Here is a 21204-nt window from a genome sequence, read left to right on the forward strand (position 1 = left end):
CCGCGATCATAGGTTTGCCGCTCGATGAGCATCATCAATGTCATGTGGGCAGGCGGTTCGCCATTCGCTTCGGTGCATAAAGTCCATCGCCAGATCCTTTCGCAGATCGATCCCGCCGTGCCCGTCAAGACATGGCTCCTGCAAGGCTCGCAATCCGCTTGCCAAGACAATGTGGGCCCGGCACGGGAGTGGAATCTGACGTCGGCGCGTCTCAAGGGGCGCCACTTCTGGCGCCTTTTCAGGCCCTGGATGCACAGCCGTTTCCGTCAGGCCCTGCTCGACAGCGCTGCCCGAGTGGTATTGCTCGATGGTCTCGGTGTGGCGCGTACGCTGTTGCCCGTCTTGAAGGACATGCCGCAGATCCGCGTGGTCGTGATATTCCATGGTGCGACACGGCTCAACGCCATGGGTAGGGAATTGTTATGTGGCTTCCCGTCGTCACGCCTTGCTTTGGCAGCGGTCTCCGAGACGCTGGCTGCATCGCTGCAGGAGGAGCTGGGCATCCAGGTCACTGCGTTGCGCAGTGCGTTCGATCCTGTCGCATTTCAATCGTGCCTCGTCCCTCGTGAAGAAGCTCGCGTTCGGCTGGGGGGGGCTGCGACGGTCACGCATATATTCGGCGCGGTAGGACGGCTGGTAGACAAAAAAGGTTTCGGCAATCTGTTGGAGGGCTTTGCCCGGGCCGCAACCGATCAGCCTGGCTGGCGCCTGGTGATTGTCGGCGAGGGGCCGGCCCGGGCGGCATTGGAGGCACGGATCGCCCAGCCAGACCTGGCCGGGAAGGTGTTGTTGGCTGGGCATCTGGAGGACGTTGCGACGCTCTATAAAGCGTTCGACTGGGTGCTGATTCCCTCGTTCGAAGAGGGGCTTGGCCTGATTCTCCAGGAAGCGATCCTGGCCGGCACTCCGGTGCTGGCCAGTGACCTGGCCGTGTTCCGCGAGCAGGTAGGCGATGACGGCTGGTATGCGCCTGCTGGTGACGAAGCCGCGTGGAGCGAGGCCATTACCCGGGCCTCACAGGCTTCGGCCGAGGCGATTGCGGCGGCGCAGTACCAGGCTTTGGCACCAGAGGCGGCCTGGACGAGTTTCTGCCAAACCGCCCGGGCGTTGATTTCAGGCAGCGATTAAGGCGTTTTCCAATGCCTGCATTGGAAAGCTCCCGTTCAGGTTTTCCCGCGCAATATAACGAGCGAAATGCTGCAGGTTCCGGCGTGCCAGATAGCGCGGCAATGGGGAGCGTAAAAACCGCATGTCAGCCACATCGATCAGCCCCAGGGTGTTTTCCGGGGTGACAACGATGTTGCCCAAGTGCAACGAGCGAAAATAAATACCACTGGCATGGAGGCTGCGGATCAGTTCGATCAGGTCTGGAAGACGCTGTTGCCAGCTGAAATCTTCTTGATTCGATAATTGGCGCAGGGTTTTTCCGGGAAGCGGTCGATAAAGTACAGCGGTCATGCCGGGCTTCTGCAGTTTGTAGTAGGCCAGCACTTCGAGGGTCGGTACGCCGAGTTCCTTCAAACGGGCCGCGTTGTTGATGAACCGCGTCGAGTAGGGCCTTAGAAGGGCCGAGGAAAAAAACCGCTTGCGGCGAAACATTTTCAGGATGTTCCCATCCTGCAACAGATAGACTTTTGGGCCGTAGCTGTCGGCCTCCAGAATGCTGGCGCCTTCAATCATTTGATTCAAAGCGGCTTGGGGAAGCCGTGAGGATTGCATCGTAGGGAAACCTTGTTGAAAGAACGGTGCCGTGGCGGGCCATGATGCCCAAAAGTTTTTGTTTTCACCATGCCGGTTTGGCTGGTACACCGTTTAGGAGCGTTAGATGCAAGCAACACGTTGGGCGCAGGGCTGGATGGCCCTTGGCTTGTTCTGGTTTTTGTTGGCGATAGCCTTGGCACCTTCCAATAAGGTTTATCAGCAAGGGTTGATCGCTTTCGTCTGGTTGCCGGCGATCGTGTTTGCCTGGCCGGCGCGACACAGGTTGTTGGAGCTGTGGCGCGCCCAGCGCTTGATTTATGGGGCGCTGTTGGCATTGATGGCGTGGGCGCTGGTGACGCTGCTCTGGGCCGAGGCGCCGGAACCCGCCCGCGAAGCCAAGCGGCTGCTCTACATCCTGGTGTTCCTGTTGTTCTTCCCGGTTTTCGCCAATGGCCAGCCGGAGCGCGTGATCCGTGTCATGCAGTGGGGCGGATTGGGGCTGGCCCTGACGGCCCTGATGGCCATCGTTCAGTTCTACATTGTCCAAGATCATCGCTGGGTGGCGCGTCTCGAAGGGCTGGGTGAATTGTCGCATCCGATCCTAGGCGGATACGTGATTGGCTTGGCGGCGATCTGGATGCTGCACTGGGTGCCGCGTCGTATCGGGCTCCAGGCTCTTTGGGCGGTGGCCCTGGTCCTGCTGGGGTTATTTGTGGTGATGAGTCAAAGCCGCGGCGCGGCGCTGGCCTTGTTGCTCAGCGTGCTGGCAATGCCGCTTTATTGCCGGGACGGGCGTACTCGTGTGATAGCCGCTACGGCCCTGGTGCTGGCGATGCTGACCTTCTGGCTGCTGGAACCCTTGGTGATGGCCCGTGGTGCCTCCTATCGTCCTGAGATTTTCATGTCGAGCATGCACATCATTGGCGAGCGTCCTTGGGGCGGTCTCGGATTGGCGGGGGATTATCGCATCCCCGTTAACGGTCGTTTTTTTGACCATGCTCATAATCTGTTCAGCCATGTTGCCATCCAGTTGGGCCTGCCGGGGCTGCTGCTGTGGTGCGTTGTCTGGTTCGCGGTGCTGCGCGAGGCCTGGCGTGCCCGGGACACCTTGCTGGGCCGAGGCGTATTGGGCATGTGGGTGTTTTCGTTCCTGGCGATGCAATTCGACGCCGCGAGCCTGACGGGGACTCCCCGCGCCGAATGGTTCATCAGCTGGTTGCCGATCGGCCTGGCCAGTGTTTTGGCCTGGGCGCGGGCCAAGCCCGGTGGCTGTGATAAAATCCCGCGCTCTTCCTAACCAGTGAGCTCGACGATGAGTGACGCACCGCCCAAAGCGGAACAGGATTCCAGCCTGAAAATCTATTTCAGGCTGCTGGGATACGTCAGACCCTACGCGGGCATTTTCCTGCTGAGTATCGTGGGTTTCGTGATATTTGCATCCACCCAGCCCATGCTGGCCGGGATTCTCAAGTATTTCGTCGATGGCTTGAGCAATCCCGATGCGGTGCTTTTTCCTACCGTGCCGTACCTTCAGGATTTGAAGCTGCTGATGGCCGTGCCGCTGTTGATCATTCTGATCGCGGCCTGGCAGGGCCTGGGCTCATTCCTGGGTAACTACTATCTGGCGAGGGTCTCGCTGGGGTTGGTGCATGACCTGCGGGTCGAGTTGTTCAACAAGCTACTGGTCCTGCCCAACCGCTATTTCGACACTCACAACTCCGGCCACCTGATTTCCCGGATCACGTTCAACGTGACCATGGTCACCGGTGCTGCCACGGACGCCATCAAAGTGGTGATCCGCGAAGGCCTCACCGTGGTGTTTCTTTTTGCCTACCTGGTGTGGATGAACTGGAAGCTGACATTGGTGATGCTGGCGATCCTGCCGCTGATCGCGGTGATGGTCAGCAGCACCAGCAAGAAATTCCGCAAGCAAAGCAAAAAGATCCAGGTGGCCATGGGCGACGTGACCCATGTAGCGTCCGAGACCATCCAGGGCTATCGCGTGGTGCGCAGCTTCGGCGGCGAGGCCTACGAAGAACAGCGTTTTGCCAGCGCCAGCCAGGGCAATACCGACAAACAATTGCGCATGACACGCACTGGCGCGGTTTATACGCCGATGCTGCAGTTGGTGATCTACACCGCCATGGCGGCCCTGATGTTTCTGGTGCTGTTCCTGCGCGGCGACGCGACGGCTGGCGACCTGGTCGCCTACATCACTGCGGCGGGCTTGTTGCCCAAGCCGATTCGCCAGCTCTCCGAGGTCAGCTCTACCATCCAGAAAGGGGTCGCGGGTGCCGAAAGCATCTTCGAACAACTGGACGTCGAGCCTGAGGTCGACAACGGGACGGTAGAGCAGGAACGCGTCAGTGGCCGTCTCGATGTACGCAACCTGAGCTTTACCTACCCCGGCTCCGATCGGGAAGTGCTCAAGGACATCAGCTTCACCGCAGCTCCCGGGCAGATGATCGCCTTGGTTGGACGCTCGGGCAGCGGCAAGTCCACCCTGGCCAGCCTCATCCCGCGTTTCTATCATCACGACATGGGTCAGATCCTGCTCGACGATGTGGAGATCGAAGACTATCGACTGCGTAATTTGCGTCGCCACGTCGCCCAGGTGACCCAGCACGTCACACTCTTCAATGACACCGTGGCCAACAATATCGCCTATGGCGACCTGGCCGGAGCACCCCGGGCAGATATCGAAAAAGCCGCCCAGGACGCCTACGCCATGGACTTCATCGCGCAGCTCCCTCACGGCCTCGACACCGAGGTGGGTGAGAACGGTGTGTTGTTGTCCGGCGGCCAGCGCCAGCGCCTGGCAATTGCCCGGGCCTTGCTGAAAAACGCGCCATTGTTGATCCTCGACGAGGCCACCTCAGCGCTGGACACCGAGTCCGAGCGGCATATCCAGGCCGCGCTGGATCAAGTCATGAAGGGCCGCACTACCCTCGTTATCGCTCACCGCTTGTCGACGATCGAAAAAGCCGACCTGATCCTGGTCATGGACCAGGGGCGTATCGTGGAGCGCGGCACCCACGGCGAACTCCTCGCTCAGAACGGCTATTACGCTCGTCTCCACGCCATGGGGCTGGATGCCCCCTCTCAGGACATCGCCTGACGCCAGGGCATGCTGCAAGAGGTTGAGCTGCCCCGGGCCTGCGAGCAGATAATTGCGCTGCCGCAGGAGCCATAAAGGGGCAGCGCTTCGGGTTACAGCCATGGACGAGCCTTTCTCAACCCTGTGCTAATATCGCGCCCCTGTTCATTTTGTATGTGGGATGCTCCATGAAGTTGTCCATGCCGCGATTCGATCAAGCCCCTGTATTGGTGGTCGGCGATGTCATGCTCGACCGCTACTGGCATGGCGGTACATCACGGATTTCCCCCGAGGCGCCGGTACCGGTGGTCAGGGTCGAGCACATCGAGGATCGTCCCGGCGGTGCCGCCAACGTTGCCTTGAACATCGCCGCCCTTGGCGCGCCGGCCTCCCTGGTGGGCGTGACCGGCGACGACGAAGCTGCCAACAGCTTGGCCAACAGCCTGGAAGGCGCAGGCGTGCGGGCGATATTCCAGCGCATCGCGCATCAGCCGACCATCGTCAAGCTGCGGGTAATCAGCCGTCACCAACAACTGTTGCGGATCGATTTCGAAGAGCCGTTCGCCACCGATCCCCTGTCCCTTGGCGCGGAAGTCGACAAGCTGCTCGAAGGTATCAAGGTGCTGGTGTTGTCGGACTACGGCAAAGGCGCATTGAAAAACCATCAGGTGCTGATCCAGGCCGCCCGTGCCCGTGGCATTCCGGTCCTGGCCGACCCCAAGGGCAAGGATTTTTCCATCTACCGCGGTGCGAGCCTGATTACCCCGAACCTCAGCGAGTTCGAAACCATCGTCGGTGGTTGCGCGGATGAGCATGAATTGGTGAGCAAAGGCGCGCAGCTGATGCACGACCTCGAGCTCGGTGCGCTGCTGGTCACCCGTGGCGAGCACGGCATGACTCTGTTGCGTCCAGATCACCCGGCCTTGCACCTGCCGGCCCGTGCCCGTGAAGTGTTTGACGTGACGGGTGCCGGCGACACGGTAATTTCCACGCTGGCCGCCGCAATCGCTGCTGGCGAGGAACTGCCCCATGCGGTCGCCCTGGCGAACCTGGCGGCGGGCATCGTCGTCGGCAAGCTCGGTACTGCGGCGATCAGCGCCCCGGAGCTGCGTCGCGCCATCCAGCGCGAAGAGGGTTCCGAGCGCGGCGTGTTGGGGCTGGAGCAATTGTTGTTGGCCGTCGACGATGCGCGTGCGCACAACGAGCGAATCGTCTTCACCAACGGTTGCTTCGACATCCTGCATGCTGGCCACGTGACCTACCTTGAGCAGGCCAGGGCCCAGGGCGATCGTTTGATCGTCGCGGTCAATGACGATGCTTCCGTGAGCCGCCTGAAAGGGCCAGGTCGTCCGATCAACAGTGTCGACCGACGCATGGCGGTCCTTGCCGGCCTTGGCGCGGTGGACTGGGTGATCTGCTTCAGCGAAGGCACGCCGGAAAACCTGCTGCGCCAGGTCAAGCCGGATGTGCTGGTCAAGGGCGGCGATTACGGGATCGACCAGGTCGTGGGCGCCGATATCGTCGCGGCCTATGGCGGCACGGTGAAGGTGTTGGGGCTGGTGGAAAACAGCTCGACGACGGCGATTGTGGAAAAGATCCGCAATAACTGAGCCTTTGCGCAAGAGCCAGCTCCTGTGGCTGGGGAGCTTTCGTGGCGAGGGAGCTTGCTCCCGCTTGGGTGCGCAGCGCCCATAAAAATGGGGTCGCTGCGCAACCCAGCGGGAGCAAGCTCCCTCGCCACAAGAGCATTTTCAGATCGCTGTGACTAACGCACCGCCTTGCGCGGCACGATCTTCTTGAGCAACTGCCGGGCCTTGCCCTTCAAACGGGTCAGCCCGGACTCCTTCCCGGGCGGTGTCAGCCCTTGCTGTCTCAGCCAATCCTTCCAGCGAATCCGCTCATCGCGCACCAGCCACCCGTCCTGCCGCGCGAAGCTCTCCGCCAGGTACAAGCCGCGGGTACTGGCTGGGTACAGTTGATCCTTCTTCAGCGTGTACAGCTCGGGCAGCGGTTGTCCGTCCTGCAGCGGCATCAGGTAAAGGTCGGGACGCTTGCGGTCCAGGCGCGCCACCAGTTGGTCGCCTTCCAGACGCTCATCGACATGAAACAGGCTCAGGGATTTGGCTTCCTTGGGCACGTCCAGGCGCAAGTCATAAATCAACTGCAGCGATGCCGTAGGCAAATGCACGTAGGCCCTCGGGCGTTCGATCAATTGCAGATTGGCACAACGCACTGGGCGGGCCGAACCGGAAAGCGGAGCCAGGCGAAACGGCAAGGCTTCACGGTAATGCAGGGCGCTTGAATACGGCGCGGGCAACCAAGTGTCGTTGAAACGTCCGCCGAGCCAGCCCTCAGGGGTTTCCAGCAGGCACTCTTCGGCAATTTCGTTGATAGCGGTAAGCAGTGGCAGGTTCAATTCATGGGCCGGGACGTAACCAGAAATCAACTTGAGGACCACATCGCCGCGATCCTGGCGGCGTTGACGCACGAGCACCCAATAATCGCGATTTTGCCAATGCAGGGTCAGGCGCACCGAGACGCCCAGGTTCGCCAGCTCCAGGGTAAAACGCTCGGCGTCGTCCACCGTGACGGGTTTGCGGCGTTGCAAGGTCTGGGCGAAATTGAGCGGCATCCCCACGCTCTGGTACGTCAGGCCTTCAGGCGTTGCTTCGACGAAAAGGGGCAGGGTCTTGAAGTTGCTCGGGTTCTTTCTGATGAGCGTACGCGGCATGTCGGCTCCTTCCTTATGGCCGCGCGAGGCGGCTTCAGTTTTGACGCAGGACGCGGGCTACGGTCGCGACGTTATGGGCGAGGTGCAGCGGATCAATCGTGCCGACAATAGCACTGGCAACCCCAGGGTGCTCAAACAACAATTCGAAGCTCGCCCGAACCGGGTCCTCCCCGGGGCTCAGGCAGACGTGACCGCTGGCCAGGGCTTTTTTCACCAGGATCGCCTTGCCGTGCTCGCTGGCGTAGTCAATGACAGCCTTTTCGCTTCGTTCGTTCAGATTGTAGGTGACCATCGCACAGTCGCCTTGCTCCAAGGCTTTCAAACCACCGTCCACGGTCTTGCCGGAAAACCCGTAGCCGCCGATCTTGCCCTCGCGCTTGAGCGCCGCCAGGGTTGGGTAGACTTCGCTGTCGTTGAGTATCGCCAGGTCATTGCCGTCCGAGTGCACCAGCACGAGATCGATATACTCAGTTTCCAGGCGCTTGAGGCTGCGCTCTACCGAGAACCGCGTATGGGCCGCGCTGAAGTCATGGCGCGATTGGCCGTCGCTGAACTCTTCGCCGACCTTGCTGACGATCACCCAGTCGTGACGCTGGTCGCGCAGCAGCGGCCCAAGACGTTCTTCGCTGCGGCCATAGGCCGGCGCGGTATCGATCAGGTTGATACCAAGGTCGCGCGCCAGCTTGAGCAACATGCGCGCTTCGCTGTCATCCGGAATTCGAAAGCCGTTTGGGTATTTGACGCCTTGGTCGCGTCCGAGCTTGACCGTGCCCAGGCCCAGGGGCGAAACCATCGGGCCGTTATGGCCCAGCGGACGACGCAGGTCGTGCAGTGTCGGTTGGCTCATGGCAGCAATTGCTCCCACGCAGGTATTCCCATCGGGGGCTTTGGCAGCTCCGGGAGCGGGGCGGGGTGGCTGGGTTGGATGCCATCGCGTTGCAGCGCGGTAATCACCCTATCAGCGAAATCCGGGGCCAGGGCCAGCTTGGTCGGCCAGCCCACCAGCAAGCGATCCTGTTCGGCGAGAAAAGCGTTGTCCGGTCGGGTCAGGCCCGATTGCAGCGGTTCGGCGCGGTCGACCCGCAACGTTGCCCATTGCGCGGTGCTGAGGTCGATCCACGGCAATAATTGGCCGAGTTCTTTCTGGGCCACGGCAATCTGCGCGGCGGGCTCGCGGGCGACGGCATCGCCTTCAGCGAGATCGCCACCCAAGTACCAGACCCACTGGCCATCGGCGGCCGGATGGGTGGTCACGGTGACGCGCGGCTTCGGTCCGCCGCCCAGGCAATGGGCATAAAGCGGCTTGAGGCCCGGCCCCTTGGCCAGGACCATGTGCAGCGGCCGGGTTTGCATGGCTGGCTGGTCAAGGCCGAGGGCGGCGAGCAGGTTGGCGGTGCCACCTCCAGCGCTGAGCACGATGCGTTGGGCGCGGATCTCGCGATCATCGACCTTCAGTCCGACCAACTGGCTTTCTTTGCGCAGCGGCTCGATGTGCTGTCCGGCCAGCAGGCTATCGCCGGCCAACTCCGCCAGGCGTGCGATCAGGCTGGGAACATCCACCACCAGCTCGGCCAGGCGATAGACCTTGCCCTTGAAGCGCTTGTCTTGCAGGGCTGGCGGCAGTTGCTCGCCCTTGACTTGGTCGACGCGTCCACGCACGGCCTTGCTGGCGAAGAAACTCGTGAGGTTGCCAGCCAGGGTGCCGGGAGACCAGAGGTAATGGGCGTCGGACAACAGACGCACGCCGGACAGGTCCAGCTCGCCGTCGCCCTTCAAGGCCTCGCGCCAGCGCAGCGGCATATCGGCGATGGCTTCCGAGGCACCGGTCAGGGCTCCGTGCAATGCGTACTTCGCGCCGCCATGAATGATGCCCTGGGATTTGACGCTCTGCCCGCCGCCGAGGCTGGCGCTTTCCACCAGCACGGTTGAAAATCCCAGGCGGCGCAAGCGCGCGTTCAGCCAGAGGCCGGCGACTCCGGCGCCGACAATCAGGATGTCGGTGGAAATAACGGATGGCATGCAGCGACCTCGAAGGGAATGAAGCGGCAAGTTTCAAGCTTCAAGCTGCAAGTTACAAGCGAGAGGGTATCGCTTTGCTCGCAGCTTAAAGCTTGGAGCTTGTGCTGCTTCAGTGCCCGGCGGTCTTGGAAAACAGCTGGATCACCACCACTCCCAGCACAATCAACGCCATCCCCAGAATGGCCGGCACGTCCAGTTTCTGCCCATAGATGAACAGCGCTGCGACGCTGACCATGACGATGCCCATCCCGGCCCAGACCGCGTAGGCCACGCCCACCGGTACGGTGCGCACCACCAGCGTCAGCATCCAGAACGCGATGCCGTAACCGGCGACGACCAGCAGCAAGGGCAGCGGGGTGCTCAGGCCTTTGACCGCTTTCATTGAAACGGTGGCGATCACTTCGGCACAAATGGCGATGGCCAGGTAGTAGTAGGCGTTCATAGGCTGTTCCTGTTTGACTGTTACGTGTTTCGTTGCGGCCATTCTAGAGATCGCGCAGATGCGGTAAAGTCATTACCTATCTGCAATAGAGATAGGTCGACCATGAACGTTCAATGGAATCTTGAACAACTGCGGCTGTTCGTCGAGGTCGCCGAGAAGCGCTCGTTTTCCGCCGTGGCCCGGGACCAGCGCAAGGCCCAGTCGGCCGTCAGCAGCGCCATTGCGTTGTTGGAGGCCGATCTGGGGGTGAGCCTGTTCGAGCGCAGCAGTGGCCGCCAGCCCAGGCTCACCGAGACTGGCGAAGCGCTGCTGGAAGAGGCCAGGGAAGTCTTGCGCCAGTGTGAACGCCTGAATGGTCGTGCCCTGGCGCTGATGCGCGGACAGGAAGCGTCGCTACGCCTGGCCCAGGACGAGGCCATGCCTTATCAACCGGTCATCGACAGCCTGGCGGCACTCGCCAAACAATTTCCTACGCTCGAAGTGCAACTGGCCAGCGCCGCCCAAGGCGATGTGGCGCGAAAACTGGTGGAACGTCGCGCCGATCTCGGGCTGCTGTTCTACCACGACCAAATCCCCGAGGCGCTGGAGCGCCGGGTACTCGGCAGCGTCGAGATGGTCACCGTATGCGGAAGGAATCATCCACTGGCGCACCACGGTTATGTCACCTGCCGGGAAATGGCCCGGCACCGCCAGTTGTTGATGGCGACCCAGTCGAGCGTTTATCCGGGCAGTGAGCAGGCCAGCCCGCAGGTCTGGCGGGCCGACAGCTTTTATGTGCTGGCCGAATGGCTGAGGTGTGGCCTGGGCTGGGCGTGGTTGCCACGGCATGTGGTGCAATACCCGGCCTACTTGGGGGAGATGGTTGAACTCAGCAGCGAATGGACCCCACCGGCATTGGTGGTGGAACTGGTCTGGCGCCGCGACGAACCCTTGGGGCCAGCCGCGCGTTGGTTGGCGGAACGTTTTGCCGTGCAGTTGCAGGCGATCGGCTGAAAAACCGATAAACTCCGCCGCCATGAACAGAACTCTCTATAGCGCATTGTTTTATCTGGGGCTGCCACTGGTAGCGATTCGGCTCTGGCTGCGGGCTCGCAAGGCGCCGGCCTATGCCCGCCGTATTGGCGAGCGCTTCGCTTGGGGCTTGCCGGCGATGATGCCGGGCGGCGTCTGGGTCCACGCGGTGTCGGTGGGCGAAAGCATTGCCGCCGCGCCGATGATCCGCGCCTTGCTGCAACGTTATCCACAGCTGCCGATCACCGTGACCTGCATGACGCCCACCGGTTCGGAACGAATCAAGGCGCTGTTCGCCGATGAGCCGCGGGTCCAGCACTGTTACCTGCCTTATGACTTGCCTTGCGCGGCCAAGCGTTTTCTCGAGCAGGCTCGCCCGAAACTGGCGGTGATCATGGAAACCGAACTGTGGCCCAATCATATTCACCAATGCGCCAGGCGCGGCATTCCCGTGGCCCTGGCCAACGCGCGGTTGTCGGAGCGTTCGGCGCGGGGTTATGCACGGTTTCCCAAGCTGACCCGGCCGATGCTCGCTGAAATGAGCCTGTTTGCTGTCCAGACCGAAGCCGAGGCCGAGCGCTTTCGTCAGCTGGGCGCCCGCGCGCAAACCGTCGAAGTGACTGGCTCCATCAAGTTCGACCTGACCGTCGACTCGCAACTGCTTGAAAGCGCCAGTACTTTGCGCCAGCAATGGCAAGCGGTAGATCGCCCGGTATGGATCGCCGCCAGCACTCACGAGGGTGAGGATGAAGTGGTGCTCGACGCTCACCGGCGGTTACTAGCCAGTTATCCCGATGCGCTGTTGATCCTGGTGCCGCGTCATCCGGAGCGTTTCGACTCGGTCCATCAGCTTTGTGAAAACGAAGGGTTTGCCACGGTCCGGCGTTCCAGTGCACAACCGGTCACCGCGCAAACCTCGGTGCTGCTGGGAGACACCATGGGCGAACTGCTGTTTCTCTACGCGTTGGCCGACAGCGCTTTTGTCGGCGGCAGCCTGGTGTCCAACGGCGGGCACAATCTGCTCGAACCGGCGGCGTTGGCAAAACCGGTGCTCAGTGGACCGCACCTGTTCAACTTCCTCGAAATCGCCGCGCAACTGCGTACGGCCGGGGCGTTGCAGGAAGTCGACGATGCCGAAAGCCTGGCCCTGGCGGTACAGCGTCTGTTCGAACTGCCCCGCGACGCCCAGCGCATGGCCGAGGCTGGGCTGAAGGTGATGCGCCGCAACCAGGGCGCTTTGCAGCGGTTGCTGGACGGGTTGGGGCGGTTGCTCGACGGACGCTGATCGCTGCACATGCGGCGAGCGCTTTGGTGGCGAGGGAGCTTGCTCCCGCTCGGCTGCGAAGCAGCCGCAAATCGGCACCGCATTTCTGACTGGCAGAACGCGGTGACTGGTTCTGGGCCTGCTTCGCAGGCCAGCGGGAGCAAGCGCCCTCGCCACGGGATTCGTCGCCGGTGTGTTATTGCGCCGGCCGCGAGCGCAGTTGCTCCGCTGCTGCCTGGGCCAAGTCTGGCGGCAAAAAGTCCTTGTCCGGGTTGTAATCAGGCTTGAGGTAGCGTGACAGGGCCTGCAAGTCTTCCGGGCTCAAGGTGCCGGCGGCCTGCTTGAGGCGCAGGTTATCGAGGATGTAGTCATACCGGGCGTTGTTGTAGTTGCGCACCGAGGTGTACAGCTGACGCTGGGCATCCAGCACATCGACGATGTTGCGGGTGCCGACCTGGTAGCCGATTTCCGTGGCCTCCACCGCGCTCTGGTTGGAGATGATCGACTGGCGCCGGGCCTGGACCTGCTCCACGTCGGTGTTCACCGCACGGTGCAGGTTACGGGTGTTCTCCACCACCTGCCGGCGCAGGCTTTCGCGTTGCTGCTCGGTCTGGGTGAGCTGCGAGTAGGACTCGCGCACCTGGGAGCTGGTCAACCCACCGCTGTAGATCGGGATGCTCAGTTGCAGGGCCAGCGTGCGCTGTTCGACGTCGCCGCTATAGGGCCGGCCAAATGCGTTCGGGTTGCTGAAGCCCAGAGCGTCGTTGTCACCTTTTTCGTACCTCGCCACCGCATCCAGCGTCGGCGCATGCCCGGCTTTGCGTTGGCGCAAGGTGTCTTCGGCGGCCGTCACAGCATAGTTGCTGGCCAACAGATTCAGGTTTTGCTTGGCGGCGGTGTCGACCCAGGCCTTGGCGTCATTAGGCGCCGGCGGCAGAATCGGCAGGGTGTGGACGACGCCCTGGAGCGAGTTGTACTGGCGATTGGTCAAGGTGATCAGCGCTTCGAACGCATCGTCGACCTGGCGCTGCGCCAGGGTCCGGTTGGCGCGCGCGGTGTCGTAGCTGGCCTGGGATTGCAGCACATCGGTCTTGTCCGACAGCCCGACGTCGAAGCGTTCGTTGGATTGGTCGAGCTGGCGCTTGAACGCCGCTTCCTCGGCCTTGGTCGAGGCCAGGTTGTCCTGGCTGCGCAGCACATTGAAATAGCTTTCGGCGCTTTGCAGGATCAGGTTCTGTTCGGTCGCCGACAATTGCAGCGAGGCTTGTTCGTTCACCGATTTCGCGGCTTGGAACTGGAACCAGCGGTCGGCACGAAACAGCGGTTGCGAGAGGGTGGCCTGATACGAGCGGGCGCTGCGATTGGCTACCGCCGCAGGCTGGTCGATATCGGTGCGCACGTTGGCGACTTCAGCTCCGCCGGACAAGTTCGGCAGCAACCCGGCGCGGGCCTGGGGCACCACTTCCTTCTGGGCGCCATACTGGGCGCGGGCAGCGGCCAGGTCGGCGTTGTTGTCCACCGCTTCCTGATACACGCTTACCAGGTCAGTTTTGGTGGTTAAAGGCGCTTCGGCGGCCCAGGCCATTGCGTTGGACGCACAAGACACGGCCAGGGCCAGTGAAAGTTTGCGCAGCATGAGGCTATCCCTAATTCACAATGAGAGTGCGCATAAGTGGCGCGCGGCGTAGCGAGTGTAGTTGCGCCTGGGCATGGCAACAATCCTGTATATGCGCCATTCATCACGCCTTTTGCCCTGGCGATGGCGTTCTCTCGTGGTTGTGTCTAGACTGGCCACGTTCTTGTCGGGGTGCCTTGCTATGAGGCTGAGATCGAATAATTTCGGATCCCGTTGAACCTGATCAGGTTAGCGCCTGCGTAGGGAACAAGATTTCTCGTCACCCGGCGAGTCCTCTTGTGCTTCGTCCGGGATGTTGTTCGACAATCGACTTTCGATCTTCGAACATGCTCGAGCAGCAAGCACAGCGTCCGCACTTTCGTGCAGGGACGCGTCCATTCGTTACAGGTTCGCTCCGACAAAAAATCCACTGCCTGGATGTGTGTCTGGAGAGCCCGTGATGACGACAAAATCAAAAAACGCGACCAACCTCAGTGAATCGGCCCAGGTCGATCAGCAATCGGTCCAACCGTTTACCCGCTCGCAAAAAATCTACGTCCAGGGCAGTCGCCCGGATATCCGCGTGCCCATGCGCGAAATCAGCCTCGACGTGACCCCCACCGATTTTGGCGGCGAAATCAATGCGCCGGTAGTGGTCTATGACACGTCGGGCCCATACACCGACCCGAACGTGATCATCGACGTACGCAAAGGCCTGGCCGACGTGCGTTCGCCGTGGATCGAAGCCCGTGGCGACACCGAGCGCCTTGCCGGCCTGAGCTCCAACTTCGGCCAGGAACGCCTGGCCGACCCCGAACTGACCAAGCTGCGCTTCGCCCACGTGAACAACCCGCGTCGCGCCAAGCCAGGTGCCAACGTCAGCCAGATGCACTACGCGCGCAAAGGCATCATCACCGCTGAGATGGAATACGTCGCCATCCGCGAAAACATGAAGCTGGAAGTCGCCCGTGCCGCCGGCCTGCTGGACCAGCAACACGCCGGCCACAGCTTCGGCGCCAGCGTACCGAAGATCATCACCCCGGAATTCGTGCGCGATGAAATCGCCCGTGGCCGCGCGATCATCCCGGCCAACATCAACCACACCGAACTGGAACCGATGATCATCGGCCGTAACTTCCTGGTGAAGATCAACGGCAACATTGGCAACAGCGCCCTGGGTTCGTCCATCGAAGAAGAAGTGGCGAAGCTGACCTGGGGCATTCGCTGGGGTTCGGACACGGTCATGGACCTGTCCACCGGCAAGCACATCCACGAAACCCGCGAGTGGATCATCCGCAACTCGCCCGTGCCGATCGGCACCGTGCCGATCTACCAGGCCCTGGAAAAAGTCGGCGGCGCCGCCGAAGACCTGACCTGGGAGCTGTTCCGCGACACGCTGATCGAGCAGGCCGAGCAGGGCGTCGATTACTTCACCATCCACGCCGGCGTGCTGTTGCGCTATGTGCCGCTGACCGCCAAACGCGTGACCGGTATCGTGTCCCGTGGCGGCTCGATCATGGCCAAGTGGTGCCTGGCGCACCACAAGGAAAATTTCCTCTACACCCACTTCGAAGACATCTGCGAAATCATGAAGGCCTACGACGTCAGCTTCTCGCTGGGCGATGGCCTGCGTCCGGGTTCGATTGCCGACGCCAACGACGAAGCGCAATTCGGTGAGCTGGAAACCCTCGGCGAGCTGACCAAGATCGCCTGGAAGCACGACGTGCAATGCATGATCGAAGGCCCCGGCCACGTGCCGATGCAGTTGATCAAAGAGAACATGGACAAGCAGCTCGAGTGTTGCGACGAAGCGCCGTTCTACACCCTCGGGCCACTGACCACCGACATCGCGCCGGGCTACGACCACATCACCTCCGGTATCGGTGCGGCGATGATCGGCTGGTTCGGTTGCGCCATGCTTTGCTACGTCACGCCGAAGGAACACCTCGGCTTGCCGAACAAGGATGACGTCAAGACCGGGATCATCACCTACAAGATCGCCGCCCACGCAGCCGACCTTGCCAAGGGCCACCCGGGCGCGCAGATCCGCGACAACGCCTTGAGCAAGGCGCGTTTCGAGTTTCGCTGGGAAGACCAGTTCAACCTCGGACTGGACCCGGACACGGCCCGCTCGTACCACGACGAAACCCTGCCGAAGGACTCGGCCAAAGTCGCGCATTTCTGCTCGATGTGCGGGCCGAAATTCTGCTCGATGAAAATCACTCAGGAAGTGCGCGAGTACGCCGCCAACCAACGCATCGAAGCGGTGGATGTGGACGTTGCCCAAGGCCTGGCGGAGCAGGCGGAGCGGTTCAAGAAGGAAGGTAGTCAGCTTTATAAGAAAGTTTAAGCGGCAAGCTCCAAGCGGCAAGCTGCAAGTTAGAAGCAAAAGCGCGATCTGCTTTTTCTTGAGGCTTGCAGCTTGCAGCTTGTAACCCTTTTTTAAGCGGCAAGCTGCAAGTTAGAAGCAAAAGCGCGATCTGCTTTTTCTTGAGGCTTGCAGCTTAAAGCTTGCAACCCGTTCTCACCGAGATCCTTCTCTTGAACACCTATTCCCCCGACATCGCGATTCCCACCGACAAACGTGTCTTCGGCGCCCGCGATCTGTTTTCCCTGTGGTTTTCCCTCGGCATCGGCCTGATGGTCTTGCAGGTCGGTGCCTTGCTCGCGCCGGGCCTGGGCCTGAGCGGTTCGTTGCTGGCAATTTTCCTTGGCACGCTGGTGGGCGTCCTGCTGCTGGCGGCCGTCGGGGTGATCGGCAGCGACACCGGTCTGTCGGCCATGACCGCCCTCAAGCTCAGCCTTGGCGGCAAGGGCGCGAGCGTGCCAGCGGTGTTGAACCTGCTGCAACTGATCGGTTGGGGCTCGTTCGAAATCATCGTCATGCGCGACGCCGCCAGCCTGCTCGGCGCCCGGGCCTTCAGCGAAGGCAGCCTGGGCTCGAATCCGCTGCTGTGGACATTGTTTTTCGGCGCACTGGCAACCCTGCTTGCCGTGAGCGGGCCGCTGACCTTCGTGCGTAAGGTCCTGCGCAAATGGGGCATCTGGCTGTTGCTGGCCGCGTGCATCTGGTTGACCTGGAACCTTTTCGCCAAGGCTGACCTGGCGGCGCTGTGGGCCCAGGCGGGCGATGGCTCGATGCCGCTGGCGGTGGGGTTTGATATCGCTATTGCGATGCCGCTGTCGTGGTTGCCGCTGATCGCCGACTACTCGCGCTTCGGCAAACGCGCCAGGAACGTCTTCGGCGGTACGGCCGTAGGCTTTTTCATCGGTAACTTCTGGCTGATGAGCCTGGGCGTGGCCTACACCCTGGCGTTCGCGCCAAGCGGTGAGGTCAACGCATTGCTGCTGGCCCTGGCGGGTGCTGGATTGGGAATTCCGCTGCTGCTGATTCTGCTGGATGAGTCGGAAAATGCCTTCGCCGACATCCACTCGGCGGCGGTGTCCAGCGGCATGCTGTCGGGGTTGAAGGTCGAGCACCTGGCCTTGGCGATTGGCGTCATCTGCACCTTGATCGCCTGCTTTGCGCCGTTGGCGCAGTACCAGAACTTCCTGTTGCTGATCGGCTCAGTGTTCGCGCCGCTGTTCGGCGTGGTGCTGGTGGACCACTTTATCCTGCGCAAACGCAGCAGCCAGGTCGTGTCAGCCGCGTTGCGCTGGCCGGCCCTGTTGGCCTGGTTGGGTGGGGTGAGCACGTATCACCTGCTGGCCAACTTCTACCCGGACATCGGCGCAACCCTGCCATCGTTGATTCTGGCCGGGTTGCTGCAGCTGTTGCTGGGCCGGGCTTTCAGCTACGGCCAGGGAACAGCTCGGGCTTGAGGATGCCGTTGAGGCGTGGGTAGGCGATCTTCAGTTCGATGTGGCCCAGGGCGTACGGCGCGATGGTGCTCACTTCGTACTTGAGGATCACCCCGCCATAGGTCAGCGCGATGTGTGGGGTTTTCTGGAAGGACCACTGTTTCAGGAACTCGGGTTCCTGATCCAGCTTGGTGCTGATCAGCCAGCTGTTGTGGGCCACCTGGGCGGCTTTCCAGAAGGCTTCTTCCTGGCCCGGCAGCAACATGTCCGAGAGCGTCAGCACCTTGTGTTGCTGGCGTGAATAATTGATGAAACCGCGACCCGGCGTGCCGTGGGCGCCGCCAGTGTCCAGGTAGCTGGACAGTTCGATGATCACCAGGCCGTCATGTTGCTCGCGTACCTTGGCCTGCAAATAGCTGCTGTTGCGTGGTGCGGCGCTGCGCAAAAACTGTTCGCGATAGGCCGCCAGCGTCGGCGCTGCCGGGGCATCCGGTGAGGTGCGGGTCATTTGCAGCAGGCGCTTTTCGATGATGCCGTCCAGGGCTGGTTCGGCAGGAAAGTGCAGGGTATCGATGTTCACCAACGGGCAATCGGCACTGGCGCAACCTGGTTGCAGTTGTTCCGAAGCGTCGCGAGTGGTCTCCAACGGCGCGCGATAATTGGGCTGGAACAGGCTCTGGCAAGCACCCAAGGTCAGGGCAATGGCGGCCAGCGAAGCAATCTTGAAAAGCGACATGGGCGTCCTTCGTGAAACAGGGAAAGGCAAAAAGTTACCCGCTTCGACTGTCAGCAGGGCAATCAGTTCGCCACTAAGCTCATTAGAGTGAGTTTGCAGGCAGCCGTCTATCCCGATGACCGGAAAGGGGCTGCATCAAACGGTACGGGCGCGTTAGGATGGCGCGAAGCCGAGGCCGGAACCTCGCATCGATCCACTGTAAACGAGGACTGTCATGACTGATTTTGCCAATGCCACACCGAACGCCGTAGAGGTCGTCAAGCGCGAGAGCTGCTTCCAGGGTTTCTACAAGCTCGACCGCGTGCACCTGCGCCACGAGTTGTTCGCCGGTGGCATGAGCCGTGAAATCAGCCGCGAGCTGTTCGTGCGCCATGACGCGGTGTGCGTGCTGCCCTATGACCCGCAGCGCGACGAAGTGGTGCTCATCGAGCAGTTTCGCGTCGGCGCCATGGGCAAGAGCGTCAATCCGTGGCTGGTGGAACTGGTGGCAGGCCTGATCGACAAGGACGAGCAACCGGAAGAAGTTGCTCATCGCGAAGCGCAGGAGGAAGCTGGGCTTGTCTTCGCGGCGCTCTGGCCGATGACCAAATATTTTCCCTCGCCGGGCGGCAGCGATGAGTTCGTGCACCTTTACCTGGGGCGTTGCGACAGCGCTGGAGCAAGTGGCCTGCATGGGCTGGAGGACGAAGGCGAAGATATCCGCGTAAAGACCTGGGCTTTCGAAGACGCGCTGCAAGCAGTGCGCGACGGGCGTATCTGCAACGCGGCCAGCATTATTGCCTTGCAATGGCTGGCCTTGAATCGCGATGAAGTGAGGGGGCTATGGTCCTGAACAAGCTGCGCGACCGCTATCGCGTCGATCTGGTGGGGTTGCAGGCCGCCTGCGAGGCTAACTACGCCCGCTTGATGCGCTTGTTGCCAGACATGCGCAACGACCCGGCGCCGCGCCGAATCGCCGTGACCCACGGCGACCAGATGCTCGGCGTGCTGGCCCTGGAAGTGCTACAGACCTGTCCCTACACCACCACCTTGCAGGTCCGTCAGGAGCACAGCCTGCCTTGGTTGCCGGTGCCGCAACTGGAAGTGCAGGTCTATCACGACGCGCGCATGGCCGAAGTCGTCAGCGCCGAACATGCACGACGCTTTCGTGGCATCTATCCTTATCCCAATGCGTCAATGCACCAGCCGGACGAAAAAGCCCAGTTGAACCTGTTCCTGGGTGAGTGGCTGAGTCATTGCCTGGCGCTGGGCCACGAGTTCGAAGTCGTACGGTAGTTGTGAACCGGTTCCGGTTCGCGGGTTTCCCCTTTCGATCGTCCCCCAGCATAATTGCGGCTTCATGCAACGGCGTGATTGCGCCTGGGAGAAAGCGATTTGCCGAGCGTATCCAGCTTGACCACGGCCGATGCGGTGTTGTTGGTCCAACTGTCCGACAGCCATTTGTTCGCCGAGGCCGATGCCTCGTTGCTGGGCATGAACACCCGTGACAGTTTGCGGGCAGTCGTTGACTTGGTGCTCCAGCAACAACCGAATCTTGATTTGATGCTCGCCACGGGCGATTTGTCCCAGGACGGCACGCTGCAATCCTATGAGGCGTTTCGGCAACTGACTGCGCGAATCGATGCGCCGGCGCGGTGGATTCCCGGCAACCATGATGAGCCGCAGGTGATGCTTGAGGCGGCGGTCAAGAGCACTTTGCTCGATCCGGTGGTGGACATTGGCAATTGGCGGGTGACGATGCTCGACTCCGCCGTGCCAGGTTCGGTGCCGGGGTTTTTGGCCGAGGAGCAGTTGATTCTGTTGGCCAATGCCTTGAGCGAGGCGCCGGAGCGGCATCATCTGGTGTGTCTGCATCATCATCCGGTGTCGATTGGGTGTGTGTGGATGGAGCCGATCGGGTTGCGTAATCCGGAGGCGTTGTTTGCGGTGTTGGATCGGTTTCCCCAGGTGCGCGCGGTGTTATGGGGGCATGTGCATCAGGAGATCGACCAGATGCGCGAGGGGGTTCGGTTGTTGGCTTCGCCTTCGACGTGTATTCAGTTTGAGCCGGGGAGTGAGGATTTTGCGGTGGGCTCGCAGGCGCCGGGGTATCGGTGGTTGCGGCTCTTGCCGGATGGGCGGTTGGAGACGGGGGTTGAGCGGTTGGTTGGGTTTGCTTTTACTCCGGACTATGGGTCTAACGGGTACTGAGTTTTGGTCGGCCTTTCGCTTGTTACCGGCCCGGGTACATATCCATTGCTGCGGTAATGGCGGCTTATGGTTCCGCCCTGACGGCGTCTCACTTTGAGAAGCCCGGAAGCCGGCCCAGTCAAAAGTGAGCAAAACGCTTTTGCCCCACCACTCGGTGCCTCGCCTAGGCTCGGCATGCCCTCACTCCGGCATTGCTCCGTGGGCCCGCCGCGAAGGGCCATCCATGGTCCAGCGCGGCTATCCCGGCATCCATGCCGGGATGCCCACTCCACAATGCCTGCGTTCGGCCATCGTGGTTAACGGGGCGCCGAGATCAACGTCCACCGCGAGGCGGCCTTAGGGCCGACCTGGTTTTTGGGGGAGTGTTCCTTCATTGAGGTTGTTTGCGATGGCTGACAGCCGAACAAGCTTTGTGGGAATGGTCGGACACACTTTCTGATTCAGGTAGATTTTTCCGACGAGTTCTGGCGGTTGCCGGGTGGGAAGGGTTCTCGCTAACCTCTTCGCGTCGTTGCGAATTCTGCGATATTGAACCGCTTGAGGGAGCGGTCTTCCGAAGTTTTTCGGGATGACTCCGACGAGCAGCATGGTCCTTGC

Annotated in this window: 18 protein-coding genes and 1 riboswitch; of the genes, 11 read left to right on the top strand and 7 right to left on the bottom strand. The window is 61.5% G+C overall.

Annotated features, from left to right (window positions below):
• Window positions 1–24 precede the first annotated feature (24 nt).
• Window positions 25–1128, top strand: a complete 1104-nt coding sequence (locus HU806_RS13455; RefSeq protein WP_186611840.1) for a glycosyltransferase — start codon at window positions 25–27, stop codon at window positions 1126–1128.
• On the opposite strand, the gene HU806_RS13460 is transcribed toward HU806_RS13455, so the two are convergent.
• Window positions 1114–1719: a BUD32 family EKC/KEOPS complex subunit gene (locus tag HU806_RS13460; RefSeq protein WP_186611841.1), complete on the bottom strand. Its 606-nt coding sequence runs from the start codon at window positions 1717–1719 to the stop codon at window positions 1114–1116. The genes HU806_RS13455 and HU806_RS13460 overlap by 15 nt on opposite strands.
• Before the next feature lie 106 nt (window positions 1720–1825).
• Here HU806_RS13460 and HU806_RS13465 point away from each other — a divergent pair, with 106 nt between their 5' ends.
• The 3 genes from HU806_RS13465 (at window position 1826) to hldE (ending at window position 6408) form a co-directional block, all read left to right on the top strand.
• Entirely contained in the window at window positions 1826–2998 is a 1173-nt protein-coding gene (locus HU806_RS13465) for an O-antigen ligase family protein (RefSeq protein ID WP_186611842.1), read from the top strand.
• Between the two features lie 15 nt (window positions 2999–3013).
• The gene (gene msbA, locus HU806_RS13470; protein WP_186611843.1) at window positions 3014–4819 is read left to right on the top strand and encodes a lipid A export permease/ATP-binding protein MsbA; all 1806 of its coding nucleotides are present in this window, start codon (window positions 3014–3016) and stop codon (window positions 4817–4819) included.
• A 167-nt stretch (window positions 4820–4986) separates the two neighbouring features.
• The gene (gene hldE, locus HU806_RS13475) at window positions 4987–6408 is read left to right on the top strand and encodes a bifunctional D-glycero-beta-D-manno-heptose-7-phosphate kinase/D-glycero-beta-D-manno-heptose 1-phosphate adenylyltransferase HldE (protein ID WP_186611844.1); all 1422 of its coding nucleotides are present in this window, start codon (window positions 4987–4989) and stop codon (window positions 6406–6408) included.
• 155 nt (window positions 6409–6563) lie between these two features.
• On the opposite strand, the gene HU806_RS13480 is transcribed toward hldE, so the two are convergent.
• From HU806_RS13480 to HU806_RS13495, 4 genes are all read right to left on the bottom strand, one after another.
• On the bottom strand, window positions 6564–7529 hold the full coding sequence (locus HU806_RS13480; RefSeq protein WP_186611845.1) for a metal ABC transporter ATPase: 966 nt from the start codon (window positions 7527–7529) through the stop codon (window positions 6564–6566).
• Between the two features lie 34 nt (window positions 7530–7563).
• The gene (locus HU806_RS13485; RefSeq protein WP_186611846.1) at window positions 7564–8376 is read right to left on the bottom strand and encodes an aldo/keto reductase; all 813 of its coding nucleotides are present in this window, start codon (window positions 8374–8376) and stop codon (window positions 7564–7566) included.
• Window positions 8373–9548, bottom strand: a complete 1176-nt coding sequence (locus HU806_RS13490) for an NAD(P)/FAD-dependent oxidoreductase (protein WP_186611847.1) — start codon at window positions 9546–9548, stop codon at window positions 8373–8375. The genes HU806_RS13485 and HU806_RS13490 overlap by 4 nt, the downstream gene beginning before the upstream one ends.
• Window positions 9549–9657: 109 nt before the next feature.
• Entirely contained in the window at window positions 9658–9990 is a 333-nt protein-coding gene (locus HU806_RS13495) for a DMT family transporter (protein ID WP_186611848.1), read from the bottom strand.
• A gap of 102 nt (window positions 9991–10092) precedes the next feature.
• On the opposite strand from HU806_RS13495, the gene HU806_RS13500 reads away from it, so the two are divergent.
• A complete protein-coding gene (locus HU806_RS13500) occupies window positions 10093–10983 on the top strand; it encodes a LysR family transcriptional regulator (protein WP_186611849.1) in 891 nt (296 codons plus the stop codon).
• Window positions 10984–11005: 22 nt separating this feature from the next.
• Window positions 11006–12286, top strand: coding sequence for a lipid IV(A) 3-deoxy-D-manno-octulosonic acid transferase (waaA, locus tag HU806_RS13505; protein ID WP_186611850.1), 1281 nt, complete (start codon window positions 11006–11008; stop codon window positions 12284–12286).
• A gap of 175 nt (window positions 12287–12461) precedes the next feature.
• Here the strand turns inward: waaA and HU806_RS13510 are convergent, their stop codons facing one another.
• Window positions 12462–13901: a TolC family outer membrane protein gene (locus tag HU806_RS13510; RefSeq protein ID WP_186611851.1), complete on the bottom strand. Its 1440-nt coding sequence runs from the start codon at window positions 13899–13901 to the stop codon at window positions 12462–12464.
• A gap of 157 nt (window positions 13902–14058) precedes the next feature.
• A riboswitch (TPP riboswitch) is annotated at window positions 14059–14164 on the top strand.
• Between the two features lie 176 nt (window positions 14165–14340).
• Here HU806_RS13510 and thiC point away from each other — a divergent pair.
• Complete coding sequence (thiC, locus tag HU806_RS13515; protein ID WP_186611852.1) at window positions 14341–16230, top strand: phosphomethylpyrimidine synthase ThiC; 1890 nt, start codon at window positions 14341–14343, stop codon at window positions 16228–16230.
• 191 nt (window positions 16231–16421) lie between these two features.
• A complete protein-coding gene (gene cytX / locus HU806_RS13520) occupies window positions 16422–17702 on the top strand; it encodes a putative hydroxymethylpyrimidine transporter CytX (RefSeq protein WP_186611853.1) in 1281 nt (426 codons plus the stop codon).
• Here cytX and HU806_RS13525 read toward each other — a convergent pair.
• A complete protein-coding gene (locus HU806_RS13525) occupies window positions 17671–18417 on the bottom strand; it encodes a DUF3298 domain-containing protein (protein WP_186611854.1) in 747 nt (248 codons plus the stop codon). The genes cytX and HU806_RS13525 overlap by 32 nt on opposite strands.
• A gap of 214 nt (window positions 18418–18631) precedes the next feature.
• Between HU806_RS13525 and HU806_RS13530 the strand changes: the two genes are divergently transcribed.
• From HU806_RS13530 to cpdA, 3 genes are all read left to right on the top strand, one after another.
• Window positions 18632–19249: an NUDIX domain-containing protein gene (locus HU806_RS13530; protein WP_186611855.1), complete on the top strand. Its 618-nt coding sequence runs from the start codon at window positions 18632–18634 to the stop codon at window positions 19247–19249.
• On the top strand, window positions 19240–19692 hold the full coding sequence (locus HU806_RS13535; protein ID WP_003186471.1) for a DUF1249 domain-containing protein: 453 nt from the start codon (window positions 19240–19242) through the stop codon (window positions 19690–19692). The genes HU806_RS13530 and HU806_RS13535 overlap by 10 nt, the downstream gene beginning before the upstream one ends.
• A gap of 99 nt (window positions 19693–19791) precedes the next feature.
• Window positions 19792–20607 (top strand): 3',5'-cyclic-AMP phosphodiesterase, encoded by an 816-nt coding sequence (cpdA, locus tag HU806_RS13540; protein WP_186611856.1) that lies wholly within the window; start codon window positions 19792–19794, stop codon window positions 20605–20607.
• Window positions 20608–21204: the final 597 nt, after the last annotated feature.

It is taken from the genome of Pseudomonas sp. SWRI154, assembly GCF_014268645.1.
Lineage (GTDB): Bacteria > Pseudomonadota > Gammaproteobacteria > Pseudomonadales > Pseudomonadaceae > Aquipseudomonas > Aquipseudomonas marvdashtae.

Excerpts from the sequence above, each read along its gene's own strand:
- HU806_RS13455 (WP_186611840.1), top strand. The coding sequence starts at position 25 with ATGAGCATCATCAATGTCATGTGGGCAGGCGGTTCGCCATTCGCTTCG.
- HU806_RS13460 (WP_186611841.1), bottom strand. The coding sequence starts at position 1,719 with ATGCAATCCTCACGGCTTCCCCAAGCCGCTTTGAATCAAATGATTGAA.
- HU806_RS13465 (WP_186611842.1), top strand. The coding sequence starts at position 1,826 with ATGCAAGCAACACGTTGGGCGCAGGGCTGGATGGCCCTTGGCTTGTTC.
- msbA (WP_186611843.1), top strand. The coding sequence starts at position 3,014 with ATGAGTGACGCACCGCCCAAAGCGGAACAGGATTCCAGCCTGAAAATC.
- hldE (WP_186611844.1), top strand. The coding sequence starts at position 4,987 with ATGAAGTTGTCCATGCCGCGATTCGATCAAGCCCCTGTATTGGTGGTC.
- HU806_RS13480 (WP_186611845.1), bottom strand. The coding sequence starts at position 7,529 with ATGCCGCGTACGCTCATCAGAAAGAACCCGAGCAACTTCAAGACCCTG.
- HU806_RS13485 (WP_186611846.1), bottom strand. The coding sequence starts at position 8,376 with ATGAGCCAACCGACACTGCACGACCTGCGTCGTCCGCTGGGCCATAAC.
- HU806_RS13490 (WP_186611847.1), bottom strand. The coding sequence starts at position 9,548 with ATGCCATCCGTTATTTCCACCGACATCCTGATTGTCGGCGCCGGAGTC.
- HU806_RS13495 (WP_186611848.1), bottom strand. The coding sequence starts at position 9,990 with ATGAACGCCTACTACTACCTGGCCATCGCCATTTGTGCCGAAGTGATC.
- HU806_RS13500 (WP_186611849.1), top strand. The coding sequence starts at position 10,093 with ATGAACGTTCAATGGAATCTTGAACAACTGCGGCTGTTCGTCGAGGTC.
- waaA (WP_186611850.1), top strand. The coding sequence starts at position 11,006 with ATGAACAGAACTCTCTATAGCGCATTGTTTTATCTGGGGCTGCCACTG.
- HU806_RS13510 (WP_186611851.1), bottom strand. The coding sequence starts at position 13,901 with ATGCTGCGCAAACTTTCACTGGCCCTGGCCGTGTCTTGTGCGTCCAAC.
- thiC (WP_186611852.1), top strand. The coding sequence starts at position 14,341 with ATGACGACAAAATCAAAAAACGCGACCAACCTCAGTGAATCGGCCCAG.
- HU806_RS13525 (WP_186611854.1), bottom strand. The coding sequence starts at position 18,417 with ATGTCGCTTTTCAAGATTGCTTCGCTGGCCGCCATTGCCCTGACCTTG.
- HU806_RS13530 (WP_186611855.1), top strand. The coding sequence starts at position 18,632 with ATGACTGATTTTGCCAATGCCACACCGAACGCCGTAGAGGTCGTCAAG.
- HU806_RS13535 (WP_003186471.1), top strand. The coding sequence starts at position 19,240 with ATGGTCCTGAACAAGCTGCGCGACCGCTATCGCGTCGATCTGGTGGGG.